This is a genomic window from Prevotellamassilia timonensis (assembly GCF_900106785.1).
Taxonomy (GTDB): Bacteria; Bacteroidota; Bacteroidia; order Bacteroidales; family Bacteroidaceae; genus Alloprevotella; species Alloprevotella timonensis.
The window spans coordinates 170,010-187,222 of sequence record NZ_LT629844.1 but is presented as its reverse complement, the minus strand read 5'-3'; the positions used below and the strand labels follow the sequence as shown (position 1 = coordinate 187,222).

At 50.9% G+C, this 17,213-nt stretch carries 13 protein-coding genes and 1 tRNA gene; 10 read left to right on the top strand and 4 right to left on the bottom strand.

The features are described from left to right. Window positions 1–40 precede the first annotated feature (40 nt). Window positions 41–1,084: a transposase gene (locus tag BQ5453_RS06295; protein WP_074027632.1), complete on the bottom strand. Its 1,044-nt coding sequence runs from the start codon at window positions 1,082–1,084 to the stop codon at window positions 41–43. Between the two features lie 34 nt (window positions 1,085–1,118). After that, window positions 1,119–1,496: an ISAon1 family transposase N-terminal region protein gene (locus BQ5453_RS06290; RefSeq protein WP_143033257.1), complete on the bottom strand. Its 378-nt coding sequence runs from the start codon at window positions 1,494–1,496 to the stop codon at window positions 1,119–1,121. Window positions 1,497–1,632: 136 nt separating this feature from the next. Here BQ5453_RS06290 and BQ5453_RS06285 point away from each other — a divergent pair, with 136 nt between their 5' ends. The 4 genes from BQ5453_RS06285 to BQ5453_RS06270 all read left to right on the top strand — a co-directional run bounded on the left by BQ5453_RS06285 (window position 1,633) and on the right by BQ5453_RS06270 (window position 4,496). Continuing rightward, window positions 1,633–2,949, top strand: a complete 1,317-nt coding sequence (locus tag BQ5453_RS06285; protein ID WP_071122556.1) for a T9SS type A sorting domain-containing protein — start codon at window positions 1,633–1,635, stop codon at window positions 2,947–2,949. A 192-nt stretch (window positions 2,950–3,141) separates the two neighbouring features. Then, window positions 3,142–3,612, top strand: coding sequence for an RNA polymerase sigma factor (locus BQ5453_RS06280; RefSeq protein WP_022101032.1), 471 nt, complete (start codon window positions 3,142–3,144; stop codon window positions 3,610–3,612). Between the two features lie 51 nt (window positions 3,613–3,663). Next, entirely contained in the window at window positions 3,664–4,251 is a 588-nt protein-coding gene (locus BQ5453_RS06275; RefSeq protein WP_071122555.1) for a hypothetical protein, read from the top strand. A 168-nt stretch (window positions 4,252–4,419) separates the two neighbouring features. Continuing rightward, window positions 4,420–4,496: transfer RNA gene (locus tag BQ5453_RS06270), tRNA-His, on the top strand. An 899-nt stretch (window positions 4,497–5,395) separates the two neighbouring features. Here BQ5453_RS06270 and BQ5453_RS06265 read toward each other — a convergent pair. Continuing rightward, window positions 5,396–6,685 (bottom strand): O-acetylhomoserine aminocarboxypropyltransferase/cysteine synthase family protein, encoded by a 1,290-nt coding sequence (locus tag BQ5453_RS06265; RefSeq protein WP_071122554.1) that lies wholly within the window; start codon window positions 6,683–6,685, stop codon window positions 5,396–5,398. Between the two features lie 170 nt (window positions 6,686–6,855). Between BQ5453_RS06265 and BQ5453_RS06260 the strand changes: the two genes are divergently transcribed. Further along, window positions 6,856–7,359 (top strand): Lrp/AsnC family transcriptional regulator, encoded by a 504-nt coding sequence (locus tag BQ5453_RS06260; RefSeq protein ID WP_071122553.1) that lies wholly within the window; start codon window positions 6,856–6,858, stop codon window positions 7,357–7,359. A 661-nt stretch (window positions 7,360–8,020) separates the two neighbouring features. Here the strand turns inward: BQ5453_RS06260 and BQ5453_RS06255 are convergent. Next, window positions 8,021–8,476: a hypothetical protein gene (locus tag BQ5453_RS06255; RefSeq protein WP_143033320.1), complete on the bottom strand. Its 456-nt coding sequence runs from the start codon at window positions 8,474–8,476 to the stop codon at window positions 8,021–8,023. A 672-nt stretch (window positions 8,477–9,148) separates the two neighbouring features. Between BQ5453_RS06255 and BQ5453_RS06250 the strand changes: the two genes are divergently transcribed. From BQ5453_RS06250 to BQ5453_RS06225, 5 genes are all read left to right on the top strand, one after another. Next, window positions 9,149–10,192 (top strand): DUF3298 and DUF4163 domain-containing protein, encoded by a 1,044-nt coding sequence (locus tag BQ5453_RS06250; RefSeq protein ID WP_071122551.1) that lies wholly within the window; start codon window positions 9,149–9,151, stop codon window positions 10,190–10,192. Between the two features lie 252 nt (window positions 10,193–10,444). Then, window positions 10,445–12,481, top strand: coding sequence for a dipeptidyl-peptidase 3 family protein (locus tag BQ5453_RS06245; RefSeq protein WP_071122550.1), 2,037 nt, complete (start codon window positions 10,445–10,447; stop codon window positions 12,479–12,481). A 310-nt stretch (window positions 12,482–12,791) separates the two neighbouring features. After that, window positions 12,792–14,849 (top strand): tetratricopeptide repeat-containing sensor histidine kinase, encoded by a 2,058-nt coding sequence (locus BQ5453_RS06240; RefSeq protein ID WP_143033319.1) that lies wholly within the window; start codon window positions 12,792–12,794, stop codon window positions 14,847–14,849. Next, on the top strand, window positions 14,846–15,769 hold the full coding sequence (locus BQ5453_RS06235; protein ID WP_071122548.1) for a patatin-like phospholipase family protein: 924 nt from the start codon (window positions 14,846–14,848) through the stop codon (window positions 15,767–15,769). Before BQ5453_RS06240 ends, BQ5453_RS06235 begins: the two co-directional genes overlap by 4 nt. A 657-nt stretch (window positions 15,770–16,426) precedes the next feature. Further along, window positions 16,427–17,182, top strand: a complete 756-nt coding sequence (locus tag BQ5453_RS06225) for a LytR/AlgR family response regulator transcription factor (RefSeq protein ID WP_071122546.1) — start codon at window positions 16,427–16,429, stop codon at window positions 17,180–17,182. Window positions 17,183–17,213 lie beyond the last annotated feature (31 nt).

Sequence of the window (17,213 nt, the reverse complement as noted above, 5' to 3'; positions counted from 1 at the left end):
GGCGCACCCGACAAACCCTGTGGAGTAGGCCGTGCAGATGCTAACCCAAAACTGTTGCTAAACGATACATGAAGAATGGTATGTCTATGACTCCTTTTACTTGTGCACGAAAGCATTTGATCTTTGAGTTCAACGATTCAGCTGAAGCGTTAGTCTTACGTCCGTCAAAGTAGTTCAGGATTTCATCCTCATAGAATCTGATGGTATCGCGTACGGACTTGATTTCACGCAGAGTGCAGGAAGCCACTTTCTCATACCACCCCTTGAAATTCTGTTTGGCAGTCTCCTTTGTGAGTTTCTTGTTTCTGAATATGGCTCTAAGGGAGTTGATCAGATTGTATGCTTCTTCAAGTTTTGGGTAGAGTGCGAAAAGTATCTTCGCACGCTTTTTCTGCGTTGCGCTCCACTTCTCTCGGCTCATGGACAATTGCTTGCGACATCGTGTCTGTGCCTCTACAAGAGTCTCGCCATTTTCAAGCCTTTTGGGTTCAAAGCGAGTGTTCAGCCTCATAGGCTTTCTTCCGCGCTTGCTCTTCTTCCAGTTCTTCCCATGCCTTTTCCTCATTCGCTCGCGGTAAGCCTTTCTCTGCGCTGCCAGATTTTCGAGGTATTTGCGAAACTCTGCCTTCTGTCTGTTCGCCTCCTTTACGGCTTTTCGTTTCAGGCGCAGGCGTATCTCTTCGCAGCCCTCTCCACCGCGTTTTACGACATGGAAGCAGTCACGTATGACTGTGGCTTTAGGGAATGCCTCTCGGGCTATGACACGCATGCAATCTGAGAGATCCATCGTGATATTCTCAACCATTTCACGCTTATCTGCAGGTAGTTGCATGAGAACCTTCAGTACGTCAGCAGGATTCGTTCCCTTGACTACTGCTATGATTGCACCCTTGCGACCATGGGCATCCTTGTTGTGAACGATAGTGTACAGTTCGCCCTGGAGGGAGGTCTCGTCTATGCCTTGCTCCTTACCTACGTTTTGCGGAATAAGAATCCACTTGGATGCGTGATCCTTCTGCTCCCACGTCTCGAAGTTACTCAGGGCGTCCTTGTATCTTTTGGCAAACGTGGAGCTGTTAATCATGTACGTATAACCAATCTGACGAGCGGTTATCGTCTCAGAGTCCATTCGCCCTCTTTAAAAAAAGCGCGAAGTCCTTCGCGTATCGAGTGCCCTTATGCTTCAGTTCAAACTCCTTGTCAAGGTCAACACTTCTTGTTGTGCCATCCGGCATTGTCCAACGCCTTCTTCGTATGTGAAGTACCGCCTTCTTGTCTCGGGCTGGATAGTCAAGTAAACATGATTCTTCCCCAAAACCATTGCTCACGGAATCCTTCATGTCTGGTGTGCGATTGTCGCGCTCATCCAGATAGATGTGAAGCTCTGTTGTGTAAAGAACATCCTTGTCCAGAGTACGCTGTGTTGCAAAGTCTGTCACCTCGAAATATTTAAGAACTCCTTCGGGGAGGAAATATGAGGCGAGGCCCTCATACATATTTTTATTGCCATTCTGATTCATAGTGCAAAGGTACTACTTTTGGGCAATCATGTATCGTTTGGCAACTCAGTTTTTGGGTTAGCATCTGCACAGCCCTCCACAGGGTTTGTCGGGTGCGCCGAAATCATGCGATTTGAAATATAACGATGAGGAGCAAAGCATAAAGCTTACCGGGTTTTGGCCCTCGACGACTGTCACTCTGAAATATCAAGAACTGAAAGGCGGAAGAGTCACGTACTCTAAAGAATACGACATCATGACGAAAAGCATGGGGCTCAGTACCGAGTATGGCAAGATTACGCCCACAACCTACACCATGACAGGATCGCGCGACATGACACATCATGATGCTGAAATAGTGGACGAGGGGTGGACACTTGACCGCAAAACCATAACCCAACACGGAAAAACGCTACATGTAACAGGCTGCGAACCTGAAAGCTACATACAAGCTGAATATGCCGTCATGGTGAAGAATGGTCGCGATACTAAATTGTACTGTTCTTCAAGCAAATCGATGCAGCTGCCAGCTCTGACGCTCGAAACTGTGGCCGAAGCGAAAGCTACTTCAAACACCGTGGCACTGATATGCGCTACTACTAATATTGAAGACGAAGAGGCTAACACAGGATTTGAATGGCGACGCTATGACGCGCCCGACCTTGTGCCAAGCTCGAAGGCTAACTGCCCCGTTGTAGATGGTGTAATGACTGGTGCCCTGCGCAATTTGAGCGCCAGCACATACTACAAATTCCGCCCATTCTATAAGGCCGAAAGCGGCAAAACATGGTATGGCGAATGGTCGGCCTTTGGCACTGCCGATGCTTATGTTTACTTTGACCCAACGGTGCGCACCTATGCCGCTGTGTGCCACGATGAGAACTCGGCTACAGTGAGCGGCTTTATCATTGCCGGTTCTGACGACATTAAGGAGCAAGGTTTTGAATACTGGAAACGCGACGATGCTTATGCCACAGCCAAACACACCACTGCCACCACCGACGATAATACGCATCAAACTGTTGTGGCTACGGGACAGCGCATGAGTGCTGTACTCCAAAATCTTGAGCCGAACACTACCTACATTGTGCGCGCTTACGTTACAACCGAACACGGCACAACTTATGGCGAGGAGCAAATCTTCTCAACACCATACTCTACTGCCATTGGCGAGGTTGAGCTTGACGAGGCATACAGTGACCACCTTGCGGCTAAGGTTACCAAAGTTGGCAACAACGATTTGCATCTGGCCATCTGCGGCACCGCACGCCCCGTAGCCATACGCTTGACTGCTGTGAGCGGCATACAAATGGCTGCAACCACACTCGGAAGCAGCCTTGAAAGCACCCGCCATGCTTGTCTGCACACCAACCGCCTGCAACCAGGCATGTATTTATTGCACGTTACCGACGGGCAGGATGCGCAAACCATACGCATAGCCATTAAGTAAGCACCCTACAACTATATTTATAGCCCCGCCCAACTTGTGTGCAAAGTTTGCACACCCGATGGGCGGGGCTTTTATTTGTAAAAGTGGTATACGTCATGGCTGCAACTTTATTTCTAAATTTGCAGCAGCTGCATGTAGCATATTATCAGCGCATGCGTCTAATAAACAGAGACCAAACAACCATACACACGAATGACCGAACAAGAATTTTCACAATTGGTCAGTGCACACAAAAGTACCATCTACACCGTTTGCTACATGTTTTCGAAGGACGAGGACGAGGTGAATGACCTGTTTCAGGAGGTGCTCATCAACTTGTGGCGAGGCATAGACACCTTTAAGGGGGAGGCGAAACTAAACTCTTGGATTTACCGCATCAGCCTTAACACCTGCATATCGGCCGAACGCAAGAAGAAACGGCAGCCTCAAACCGAACGCCTCGACATGAGCATCAATCTGTATGAGGACAACGACACTGACTCCCGACAAATACAAATGCTCTACAAACGGGTGCACCAACTGCGCCCCTTCGACCGCGCCCTGGTGCTGCTGTGGCTCGAGGGACTGCCCTACGACGAGATTGGCGCCATTACGGGCATAACGGCCAAGAACGTGTCGGTGCGCCTGGTGCGCATACGCGAAGAGCTTAAACACATGAAATGAGGCCATACCTCCCCCCCTCATCACCTCTACCGAATAACAAGCATTACTATCATGGATAATACCTTGAACGAAATAAAACAACAGTGGCAGTTGCTGCAAGACAAACTTGAAAGCCAGTCCATCGTTAACGACAAGCTGATTAGACGCATTATCAACAGCAACGCACGCAGCATCAACCGCCACGCGCTGTTAGTGACCGTCATGGCTGCCTTGGCCATACCCTACTGCATCTGGTTGCTGCTATGGCTGCGCATATCGTTGGCTTTCACCATTGTCACCGCCGTATTTTTACTTGCAGCCGTGTGTTACAACATTTACACTCACCGCCGCGTGCAGCCTGCCCAACTTGCTCAAAGCAGTTTGGCTGAGGTGACATGCCGCGTGGCACGCATGAAAATGCTCTATGCCCGATGGCTGCGCTTCAGCATTCCATTCATTATATGTTGGTTCGCATGGTTTGCATACGAAATCATGACCCTTGCCGGCATGAGCCATGACGAACGCACGGGTATACTCGTGGGTGGCGTTGTGGGCGGCGTAATTGGTGCTGCTTTGGGCATATACACTTACCGCCGCACCCAGCACTTGGCCAGTGAAATTCTTGACCAAGTGCGCGACTGTCAAGCCCCAACCCCCTGATGCACTTTAACGCTTAAGAAATGCACATTTACACACTCTCAAGCGTGTTTTTACCCCTTTTGTTGCACAAAAATGCACTTTCTCGCAAAAAAAATGGCGAAACACTTTGCAGTTTCAAAAATAAGCCGTACTTTTGCATCGCTTTCGGAAAGAAAGACACTCATTATGGTGCTTATAGTTCAGTTGGTTAGAGCGTCAGATTGTGGTTCTGAATGTCGTGGGTTCGAATCCCACTAAGCACCCCACCAAACAGAGGATTGTTCATCACGAGCAATCCTCTGTTTTTGTTTTGTGTTCGTGAGAACTATGCCCCATTTCCTGACTTCATCACTTTTTTGCACGAGTTACGTTATTTGATTGGGTGACGCACGCACTAACAAAGTCTTGGATAAAATAAAGCACAAATTTCGCCAAAGCTTGTCACGTGGCACCTATGGCAAATTTAGTTTATAGTTATCCGCTAACGCGGGAGGCATAAGGACATAAGAACAGAAGTTGTAACGTGTTTCAGCCGCTTAGCGCGGAAAACATAAGGAACATAAGTTTACATAAGATACATATAAGGCCGCTGCGCGGCTGACGGCCACGGACTAACGTCCGGGTGGCCTCAAGAAACATAAGGGCTGACGCCGTAGCGTTATTTATCAGCCGCTAACGCGGGAACAGAAGGACATAAGGACATAAGAACAGAAGAACATAAGATATAACGTTAGCGGCTGCCAGGACACGCTACGGCGTCAGCCCTTATGTCTCTTGAGGCCACCCGGACGTTAGTCCGTGGCCGTCAGCCGCGCAGCGGCCTTATATGTATCTTATGCAAACCTATGTTGCTTATGTTTTCCGCGCTAAGCGGCTAACACAAACGTCTTCTGTTCTTATGTTCTTTTGTCCTTATGCTTCCCGCGTTAGCGGCAAATCCCATAACCTACAAACAATGAAACCCAAACTTCACCACTTTTTTGTACGAGTTACGTTATTGATTGGGTGACACACTAACAAAGTTAACAGAGAAATGTTCGTAAGAGCTATCCTCCATTTACGGCAAAACAAAATTAGCGGAACTGGATAAGTGTAACACCTATCCAATTCCGCCAAAACAGATGAACTTAAAGAGATGAAATATTACCCCAATGGGCTTTGCCCCTTACACCTTGGCCAAAGCCTGGTCGAGGTCGGCAATGATATCGTCAATATGCTCAATGCCGATGCTCAGGCGCACGGTTGAGGGAGTAATGTGCTGCTGTGCCAGTTCCTCAGGCGTCATTTGCGAGTGAGTAGTGGTGTAAGGGTGAATAACGAGGCTCTTAACATCGGCCACGTTGGCCAAGAGTGAGAATATCTTCAAATTGTCGCAGAAACGCCATGCTGCGTCCTTATCGCCATTTACCTCGAAGGTGAAAATGCTGCCGCCGCCATTGGGGAAATACTTCTGATAGAGAGCATGGTCGGGGTGGTCGGGCAACGAGGGGTGGTTCACTTTAGCCACCTTGGGGTGGTTGGCCAGGAACTTGACAACCTTCAGCGCATTTTCGACATGGCGCTCTACACGCAACGAGAGCGTTTCGAGACCCTGCAAAAGTAAAAAGGCATTGAACGGCGAGATGGTGGCACCAGTGTCGCGCAAAATGACGGCACGAATGCGGGTAACAAAAGCTGCCTTGCCAGCCACATCGGCAAATACCGCACCATGATATGAGGGATCGGGCTTGGCCAAGGTTGGAAATTTGTCGACATTGGCCTTCCAGTCAAAAGTGCCACCGTCTACTATCACACCGCCAAGGCTTGAACCATGTCCGCCAATAAACTTTGTGGCAGAGTGTACCACCACATCAGCGCCATGCTCGATAGGACGAATAAGGAAAGGCGTGCCAAAGGTGTTATCTACAATAAAGGGTATGTTGTGACGGTGAGCCACTTCGGCCACTGCCTCAAGATTGGTCACGTCGGAGTTAGGATTGCCAAAAGTTTCGGCATACACCACCTTGGTATTGGGCTGGATAGCAGCCTCGAGCGCCTCAAGGTCGTTTACATTAACAATGGTGTTGGTAACACCCTGTGTTGAAAGCGTGTGGGTGATAAGGTTGAACGAACCACCATACAAATTGTCGGCTGCCACAATGTGGTCGCCAGCCTGCACAATGTTTTGCAGTGCATAAGTGACAGCTGCAGCACCGCTGGCCACAGCCAAACCTGCCACACCACCCTCAAGGGCTGCCACACGGTCCTCAAACACGCCCTGCGTAGAGTTGGTCAAACGGCCATAGATATTGCCGGCGTCGCGCAAGCTAAAACGGTCGGCAGCATGTTGTGAGTTGCGGAACACGTACGAAGTTGTTTGGTAAATAGGTACGGCACGCGCATCGGTGGCGGGATCGGGCTGTTCCTGTCCTACATGTACCTGGAGTGTCTCGAAGTGGTATTTCTGTTCGCTCATAATTATATTGTGTTATTGTTATCGTTATTAGCGGTGACGGTTGCCATGTGGCACGCCTCCTTGTTTTCGATTGCAAAGTTACGGCAAAAGCTATTTATCAACCAAACATTTGCGTAAAGTTAGAATAATATTCTATTTTTGCAGTTGTATTAGAACAAACACATAGTAACATGGCCCCAGACGATAGTTCGGTAGAAAAATATGCTATTGATGCCACCGACATCAAACTTTTGCGCGCTTTACAAGCCAATGCACGCCTTACCATCAAGGAGTTGGCAGCGCGTGTCAACCTCAGCACCACCCCCGTGTTTAAGCGTGTGCAGCGCATGGAGCGCGACGGCATAATCAAGGGCTACATAGCCGTGCTCAATGCCGAAAAGCTCAACCGCGGTTTTGTGGTATTCTGCCAAGTTAAGATGAATAGACTGGGGCGCGACATTGCGGCCGACTTTGCCAAGACCATCGCCCACATTCCCGAGGTGACAGAGTGTTACAACATTTCGGGGCAGTACGACTATCTGCTCAAAATCCACGCCCCCAACATGAAGTACTATCAAGAGTTTGTGCTCAACGTGCTTGGCACCATTCCCCATCTTGGCTCGCTCGAGAGCACCTTCGTGATGGACGAGATCAAGCACGATTATGGCATTACGCTTGACGAAGGCGCCATATAAAAAAGGTGATGAAGTCAGGATATTGTGGTGCTCTATGAGATTTGCCGCTAACGCGGGAACATAAGGACAAAAGGACAGAAGAACAAAAGATATAACGTTTGTGTTAGCCGCTTAGCGCGGAAAACATAAGCAACATAAGTTTTCATAAGACACACAAAAGGCCGCTGCGCGGCTGGCCACGGACTAACGTCCGCGTGGCCAAAGAAACATAAGGGCTGACGCCATAGCGGGCCGCTAACGCGGGAACATAAGAACAAAAGGACAGAAGAACAAAAGTCGTAACGTGTATTAGCTGCTTAGCGCGGAAAACATAAACGTTATATCTTTTGTCCTTATGTCCTCCGCGTTAGCGGCTGATAAATAACGCTACGGCATCAGCCCTTATGTTTCTTTGGCCACGCGGACGTCAGTCCGTGGCCAGCCGCGCAGCGGCCTTTTGTGTGTCTTATGAAAACTTATGTTGCTTATGTTTTCCGCGCTAAGCGGCTAACACAAACGTTATATCTTTTGTTCTTCTGTCCTTTTGTCCTTATGTTCCCCGCGTTAGCGGCTGATAAATAACGCTACGGCGTCAGCCCTTATGTTTCTTTGGCCACGCGGACGTTAGTCCGTGGCCAGCTGCGCAGCGGCCTTTTGTGTATCTTATGAAAACTTATGTAGCTTATGTTTTCCGCGCTAAGCGGCTAACACAAGCGTTATATCTTCTGTTCTTATGTTCTTTTGTCCTTATGTTCTCCGCGTTAGCGGCAAATCTCACAGAGCACCACAATATCCTGACTTCATCACTTTCTGCACCGTTGAATGACGCGATCACCATGCTGTTACGCACCAGTTTGCTCACGGGCACAAGCCCTTTGTCCGCCTGGTCGTGCCATTGCACTTCGGGCGTGCGGTCAAGCACATTATAGCTAATGTCGCACAGTTCGTCCATAGGGGTAATAGTCTGTTCTGTCAGACCGCAGTCAGTGTCGTTGCCCATGCGTTTTTGCGGCTGGGGTGTTTCAATGTCTTCAGTTTGTGGTTCCGCGCTATGTCCAATAGCGTCTATCAGTTTGTCCACGCCACGTTTCACAATGGCATCGGCATAGCGCAGCATTCTGTTAAGCATTCGTTTCATGGTAGTCAATACAATTTGATTTGATATAAAAGTAAAGTGCTGCAAAGGTAACACTGAGGCATTGCACCCAACAAAAAAAGTGTACAATTTGTACACAAATATTTGCTCCCTTGCCCGTCATCCCTCTTGTAAAAGAGTGCATGTGCTTTTACTGCCATCTTACACTTTCCGCACGTAGCAAGTTGATATTCAGATGTTTCAAGAGTGTAAGATGATTTCAAAGTATCTTACACTACCCTGCATACATCTTACACATCACACCCTACCGTCTTGCAGTCATTTTTGTCGTATGCGGTGGGTTTTACGCCATAGGGACGTAGAAAAATCTGTCGGAGCAACAGACTTTTCTGCTCCCCTATGCTGTGATATCGTCCTCCCGTGCTCGTGCCGTGTGGCAGCGTGCAGGTTGTGTAGGTTGCGTGTAGGTAAATTTGATAATATCTTACACTGCGTAAAATACTAATAATCAATGAGTTGCAACGTGTTAGTGTAAGATGCAAGATACTCGGCGTGTAAGTTATTGTAGTATGGTAAAAGCACCAAGTGCAACTTTTCCGTCTGAGAATTCAATTAAGGGAACGTCCCACTTTGTCAACCCGCTCGTTTGCGCAATCCAAATTAGTTTTCTAACTTTGTCGCTCTAAGTAATAAGCCATTAAAACAGCAACGGAAATGAAAAAGACCATTATACTCGTGTCAGCCGCATTGACCATGGCGGCCTTTGTACCAGTTCACGGACACCAATCTGCCACCCGCACCCTGATGACCGAGGAGCCCGATACCGCTGTGGTAGACAGCGACATGTATGTTGAAGATGACGATTGGGCCGGTACGGCCGATGCCGACAGCATGGTTGCAGACAGCGCAGATGTTGACAGCGACAACACCGAGAACTTTTGCGACTACAACGACGAGTTGTTGGCCGACTTCAGCAGCAAAAATGCCAATTACAACCTGCAAAACTCACAAGATGCCAATGCTGGCATTTCATTCGACGCCACACTGTTTGTGCCGGGCAATGACGATAAGGTTGAGGTAAAAAAGGGCGGTGGCTACAGCTTGATGGCAAGTCGCGTGCTGTCGGCCATGATTGACTCTGCCGCTGCAAGCAAATGGGAGGTGGCCAAGCTCGACAAAATGCTCGAGGCCAAGTGGAACGCTGTAAAGCGCAGCTACACCGACGACCAGAATGAAATGAAAAAGATGGCCGCACAGGAGGGCTTTGAATATACCCCCCAAAACTACTCATTCCGCACCACCATCACGCCCGTGTGGCAGTGGAAGGACAAAGGCGTAACCACCTACAGCATTGAGGACGAAGCCTACACCGGCGGCGCACATGGCATGCTCTACCACTACTTTTTGAGCATGAACGAAAAGGCCGACAGCGTAATGGGACTCACCGACATTTTTAAGGAAGAAGCCCTGCCCGAAGTGTTCAAACTCGTGGGCGAGAAGCTCAAAACCGGGCCACAGGCTGCCAACGACGAGGAGGCATGGCCTTCGGTGGCCGAGGTGCTGCCCACCCCCAATGCCAACGACTATTCGGTGCGCAGCGGACAGATGCAGCAGTACAAAGGCAAATGGTATCCACGTCCTGCCCTCACCGAGTGCGGCATTGTGTTCACCTATCCCCCCTATGTCAAAAACTGCTATGCAGCTGGCACCATTCACATTGTCATCAATTATGCCGAGGCCAAAGGTTGGCTGAAGTAAGCGTACGTAAACAATACCAGCTTGAAGAGTTCTTGGTTGACGGGGTAACAAGTTGACAAGTTAACGGGTTGACAGGTTAACAGGTTAACGGGTTGACAAGTAAGTATGCTTTACACTACTTATTATGTTAAAGTCTGAATAGTAAGAAGCTTAAAAAAGCTTGGCAAACTTACTTGTCAACCAGTCAACCCGTCAGCCAAGAAACGGATATCCACTAATTTAGAGCACTAACTCGATTAGAACGTCATTTTTATGAAACATACAATAGCCACCATGATGATAGCTGCCACATCGGCCCTTGGCGCACAAGCGCAAACTGCCGATAGTTTTAAGTATACCGACGAAAAGTTTGCCGACATACAAATGCTCCGCTACAAGGTAGAGGGCTTTGACAAACTCACGCTCAAAGAAAAGACATTCATCTACTACCTGCAAGAGGCCGCGCTCGATGGACGCGACATTTTGTTCGACCAAAACGGGCGTTACAACCTGCGCATACGCGCCCTGCTCGAGGCCGTCTACACCAACTACAAGGGCAACCATAAGGACGCATTCTACCAGGCACTCTCAGTATACCTTAAGAGGGTGTGGTTCTCGTCGGGCATACACCACCACTATGGTTGTGAGAAGTTCCAGCCCGAATTTACCTACAAGGCCCTGCGCACCGCCATCAACCAGGTGCCGGCCGACAAGCTGCCGCTAATGGGACAGACCATCGACCAAATGTGCGCCGAACTCTTCCCCGTCATGTTCGACCCCACCGTCATGCCCATGCGCGTCAACCAAAAGGACGGCGACGACCTCATCAAGACATCGGCCTGCAACTACTATGCACCGGGCATCACACAGGCCGAGGCCGAAGAGTTCTATGCGCAGCGCAAGCCCACTGCCGACCCGCGTCCCGTGATGATGGGCATGAACAGCCGGTTGGAGCGCAACGAATACGGTATGCTCACCGAGCGCGTGTGGCGTGTGGGCGGCATGTACACAGCAGCCATTGAACGCATAGTCGACAATCTGCTCAAGGCACGTCCCTTTGCAGACACCCCCGCACAGCAAAAAGTTATCGACCTGTTGGTCGAAACCTACCGCACGGGCGACCTCCGCACCTTCGACGACTACTCTATACATTGGCTCAAGGACACCGAAAGCCTTGTCGACTTTACCAACTACTTTACTGAGTCGTACGGCGACCCCCTCGGCATGAAAGCATCGTGGGAGGCCATTGTCAATTTCAAGGACCTTGCCGCCACCGAGCGCACCGAAAAGCTCTCGGCCAACGCCCAATGGTTTGAAGACCACTCGCCCGTAGCCCCCGAGTTCAAGAAGGACAAGGTCAAGGGCATCTCGGCCAAGGTCATAACCGCTGCCATATTGGGTGGCGACCTCTACCCCTCAACAGCCATCGGCATCAACCTGCCCAACTCCGACTGGGTGCGACGCGAATTTGGCTCAAAGAGCGTAACCATAGGCAATCTGACCGACGCCTACAACAAGGCGGCACACGGCAGCGGCATGGACAAGGAGTTTGTCATCGACGAGGCCACCCGCCAGCTTATCAACCAATATGGTGACGCTTGCGACGACCTGCACACCGACCTGCACGAATGCCTGGGCCATGGCAGCGGGCGCCTGTTACCCGGCACCGACCCCGACTCGCTCAAGGCCTACGGCTCAACCATCGAGGAGGCACGTGCCGACCTGTTCGGCCTGTACTATGTGGCCGACCAAAAGCTGGTGGACCTCGGCTTGACACCCAACCTCGAGGCATACAAGAGCCAATACTACACCTACATGATGAACGGCCTCATGACGCAGCTCGTGCGCATCAAGCCAGGCAACAACATTGAGGAGGCGCACATGCGCAACCGCGCCCTCATAGCCCACTGGGCCTACGAGCAAGGCAAAGCCCACAAGGTGGTTGAACTGGTAAAGCAGCATGGCAAGACGTACGTCAAGATAAACGACTATCCCGCCCTGCGTGAATTGTTTGGCAAGTTGCTCGCCGAAATTCAGCGCATCAAGAGCGAGGGCGACTACGAAGGCGCACGCCGTCTGGTTGAGGACTATGGCGTGAAGGTCGACCCCGTGTTGCACAAAGAGGTGCTGACACGCTACGACAAGCTACACCTCTCACCCTACAAGGGCTTTATCAACCCCGTTTATCACGCCGAGCGCGATGCCCAGGGCAACATTACCAATGTGACACTCGACTACACCGAGCCTTACGACCAGCAAATGCTGCGTTACAGCCGCGACTACGCCACATTGCCCTTGGTCAACGAGTAATATGACAGTAAACAAGTTGACAAGTTGACAAGTTTACAGGTTGACAAGTTAACGGGTAAGTTTGCCAAGTTATTAAGTTCCTGACTTTACGCGTTGGCGGGATTTCCGGTTAACGGGTTAAGAGGTTGACAGGTTAACAAGTAAGTATGCTTTACACTACTTATCATGTTAAAGTATGAATGGTAAGAAACTTAAAAAGCTTCGCTAACTTACCTGTTAACCCGTTAACCTGTCAACCCGTTAACCGGAAATTCCGCCAACGCTTTACAAACACCTTTCCTAAAAAAGAACACACGAACTTTTCTTTACAGTGAACAAACACACCTTACAACTAATACAGCACATCACCCACCACATCATGCTGTCAGTCTGCACACTATTGTCATGCAGTTTGATAGCAGCTTGTCATGGTACAGAGCACAACGACGAGGCCGAAAGGGCCGACAGCATCATAGCCGCCTGCACCGACTTGATGTTTTCAGCACCCGCCAAAGCCGACAGCACGCTGGCCGCACTGCAAGGCACACTGACGGACAGTGCGTCGTGGTACAAGGCCGAGGTGTTCAGAGGCACCTCCCACCAGCTGCTCGGCGACACCTTGCGTGCGGCACACCACTATGCCCGCGTCCAGCATTGGTGCCATACCCACACCGGCAGCCACTACATTGAGGGGCTGCTCTGGAACCACCGAGGGGTGAATGCCATAATAGGCGGCAAGCAGCACGAGGGCAGAATATGCTACGAGAGGGCCTTCACACTACTCAACCAGCCGCCAAAGGGGCGCGAACTCATTGCCGTCACCATCAATCTGGCCGACATCTACATGCAGTCGGGCAAGATGCCCCGTGCCGCACATTACTACCGCTACGCACTCTTCCTGTGCGACTCGCTCCACGACACCCGAAGCCGTGCATCAATATGTTCAGGACTTGGCCAGGTGTACATGGAACTCGAAAACTATACCGAGGCACACAAATTCTTTGCACAGGCAGCACAGCACATCGACAGGGAGTCATTGCAAACGCAGTTCTTCTACCACTTCTCGTTAGGTAATTGCTACTATTACGAAGAGCAGTACAACCAGGCACTCAAGAGTTTTGCCAAGGCCAGACAGCTGGCGGAAAAATTCAACGACAAAGTGTTGCTGATTAACTGCGATGCCAACATGGGCGAAGTGTACCTGATGCAAGACAAACTGCCACAAGCAAGGTTTCACCTCAACCGCTGCCAGGGAGCCGCAATGCAACGCATGCAGCCAAAAGAGATATTCTACATCAAGAGTCTGCTGGCCGACCTCAGCCTGGCCGAAGGCAACATATCGAAGGCGGCCACCCAACTGCAGGCCATCAACGATTCGGCACTTGCCACAGGCTCGCCACGCTACCTCATGCTGCACTACCGCCGTCTGCAACGCTATGCTGCCCGCTACGGCATGTGGCAGCGCGCCTACCACTATTTGCAGCAGGCCAACCGCTATGCCGACACACTCAACAGCCAACAAACGCGCAACAATGTGACCGAAATGGGTGAACGCTACCAACGCGACACCACACTGCTGCACCAACAAGTGGCCCTGGCCGACTATTCGGCAAAAACCGCGCGGCAGCAAAACTTCATACTGCTCATTATTGGTGCACTGATTATGCTGGCCCTGGTGGCCACACTGATTATTATAACCTACCGCCGCCGCACACAGGAGCGCATAAAACGGCAAATGCAACACATTACCGAACTGCGCATGGACATAGTGCGCAACCGCGTGTCGCCCCACTACATATTCAATGTGCTGGGCACGGTACTGCCCAAGCTGCAGCGCTACCCCGAACTGGTCAAACCCGTCGAACTGCTTATCGACGTGCTGCGTGGCAACCTGCTCACATCGGGCAAGGTGGCCGTGCCCCTGTGCGACGAAATAGCCCTTGTGCGCCACTATGTAGAGCTGCACCATTACAGCAAGGGCCCCCTGCCGCACGTCACCTGGCAAGTGACGTCGCAACTCGAGCACAGCCAATGGCTGGTGCCGTCCATGTCGCTGCAAATACCTGTTGAGAATGCGCTGAAGCACGCTTTCCCCACGCTGACAGATGAGTGCGCCATTCACATTGCCATCGAACTGCACGACAACATGCTGCATCTGTGCGTCACCGACAACGGCCAGGGCTACAATCCGGGCAAAGTCAAACGCACCGGCCGCGACACCGGCACAGGACTGCGGCTCATAGCACGCACACTCGAAATTCTGAACCAACGCAACCGCCACGCGGCCACCTTCAGCATTGTCAATGTGCCACCACCCCATCATGGCACACGTATGCGACTGTGCATACCCACCAACTACGACTTTGACACTTCAACAACTCGAAAATGAACGAACTCACACCATCATACCCCCCCGCTGCAGCCCCCTCACCCCGCAAGGTGGCCCTTGTGCTGTCGAGCGGCGGCGCACGCGGCTATGCCCACATTGGTGCCATCAAGGCGCTGCACGAGCGTGGCTACACCATTAGTTCCGTGGCGGGAGCCTCGATGGGGGCACTCATTGGCGGACTGTATTGTGCCGGCCAACTCGACACCGCCACAACATGGTTTTGCCAGCTCACACGCCGCGAAGTACTGTCATTGCTCGATTTTTCACTGAGCAAGAGCTACCTTGTCAAAGGCGACAAGGTGATGCGGGCCTTGAAAGAAATGGTGCCCGACACCAAAATAGAGCATCTCCCCACACCCTTCCGGGCCATAGCCTCCGACCTCGTCACACAGCGCGAAGTTGTGTTCAGCAAGGGCAGTCTCCACCGCGCCATACGTTCGAGCATCTCCATGCCGTCGGTGTTCAAGCCCATCAAGGTGGCCCACCATGTGCTTGTCGACGGAGGCATAGTCAATCCGCTGCCGCTCAACCGCGCCGTGCGCACCGAGGGCGACCTGCTCGTGTCGGTCAATGTGAGTGCACCCGCCAGCGAGGACATTGAGGAGGTGCGCGACTTGGCCCGCAAACGCGAGCGCGAGCGTAGCAGTTTGTTGTCGCTCCAGCGCTTCATTTCGGCTTTTGCGCCCGACAGCACCACCAGCAATTACATGACACTGCTGTCCACCGCCATGGCATTGCAAATTCAACGCAACACGGTGCTCATGCAAAAACTCACACCGCCCGACATTGCGATAAACATACCCATGAACCGCTTTGGCGTATTCGACTTCGACAATGCCGAGCGCATTATCCGTGCCGGCTATACCGAGACACACAAGGTGCTCGATGCCTTTGAAAGAGAGAATGAGGGGGCGCTATAGTTAACTATTGCTGCCCGGTAAAAGTCTAAAGCACATTGTAATGCTTTTGCCCTTTCAGGGCGCGACTGCTCCAACACGGGGGGACCCAGGGTGTCGCTACGCTTGCCCTGGGCTGAGTGCTCCATTGGCCTTTCAGGCCGCCCTTGCTAAAATCATAGTGGCCATTTCTATGCTCGTGGTTGAGAGGCTATATTATAACCAATACACAGCCTCGTTACTAATTGTAGTGTAGTAGAAGCGTGTGTGCAAGTGCGGGCTGAAAGCCCAATGGAGCACTCAGCCCAGGGCAAGCGAAGCGGCACCCTGGGTTTACGCGTGTTGGAGCAGTCGCGCCCTGTAAGGGCAAAAGCATTACAATGTGCTTTGGACTTTCACCGGACAGCAATAATTTTTGAACAATATTGCTGTCCGTCAACCCGTCAACAACATGGTTGAGTGTTGAAAATATATCAACACGCCAACCCCAAGCCCACCAAATCCCTACTTCATCAGCCTCCATCTACTTATAAAATGATACCACATAAGCGCAAATTTGCACCACTTATGCACCAAATCATACCGCTCATGCACACAAGTATAAATATGCTGATAAAAATATAAAATAAACATTGTAATTTTGCAGTAGTTCTTAAATCCGTAGACAACTGACAGATAATCATGAATGTAAACAAAGGCTATACGGCATTTATTGTCGATGACAACCCTACAGCACTCGAGACATTGGCCACTGACCTGCGCCAACAGCCAGAGTTTGCCGAGGTGTATACCTTTGCATCATACGCCGAAGCCACGCTGCCACTGCTTGAGAAACAACCCGACGTGCTGTTTCTCGATGTCGAAGTGCCTGGCAAAACGGGCTTGGAGTTTCTCGACTCCATACGCTCGAAGGTGACATTCACATTCAAGGTAGTGTTCTACACCGGCTTTTCCGACTACATGATTGACGCCATACGCCAATCGGCATTCGACTATCTGCTCAAGCCGTACAAGCAAAGCGAGCTGCGCCTCATCATCGACCGCATGAAACAAAGCGAGAACGAGCGCGTACTGCAACGCATAGGCAGCGACGCCATGCAACGCAAAATAGCTATGCAGACAGTGAGCGAACTGTTGCTCATAAACCTCGACGAGGCACTGATGTTCAACTACTCAAGCGAACGACGCTCGTGGGTGCTCACCCTGACAGACGGCACAGTACACGTGCTGAAAAAAGGCGTTACGGCCGACGACCTGGCCAACTTCAGCCAGACCATGGTGCGCATAAGCAACACTTGCATTATCAACCTCAACTACCTTGCAGCAGTTGAGAATAACACGCAACACTGCCGCCTGTGCCCACCGTTCGACAACATCGAAATTACAGCATCGCGCCGCTACTTCAGCAAACTGAAGGAAAGGCTTGATTTACTTTGATTTACCTCTCTTATACTATACATATAGACTG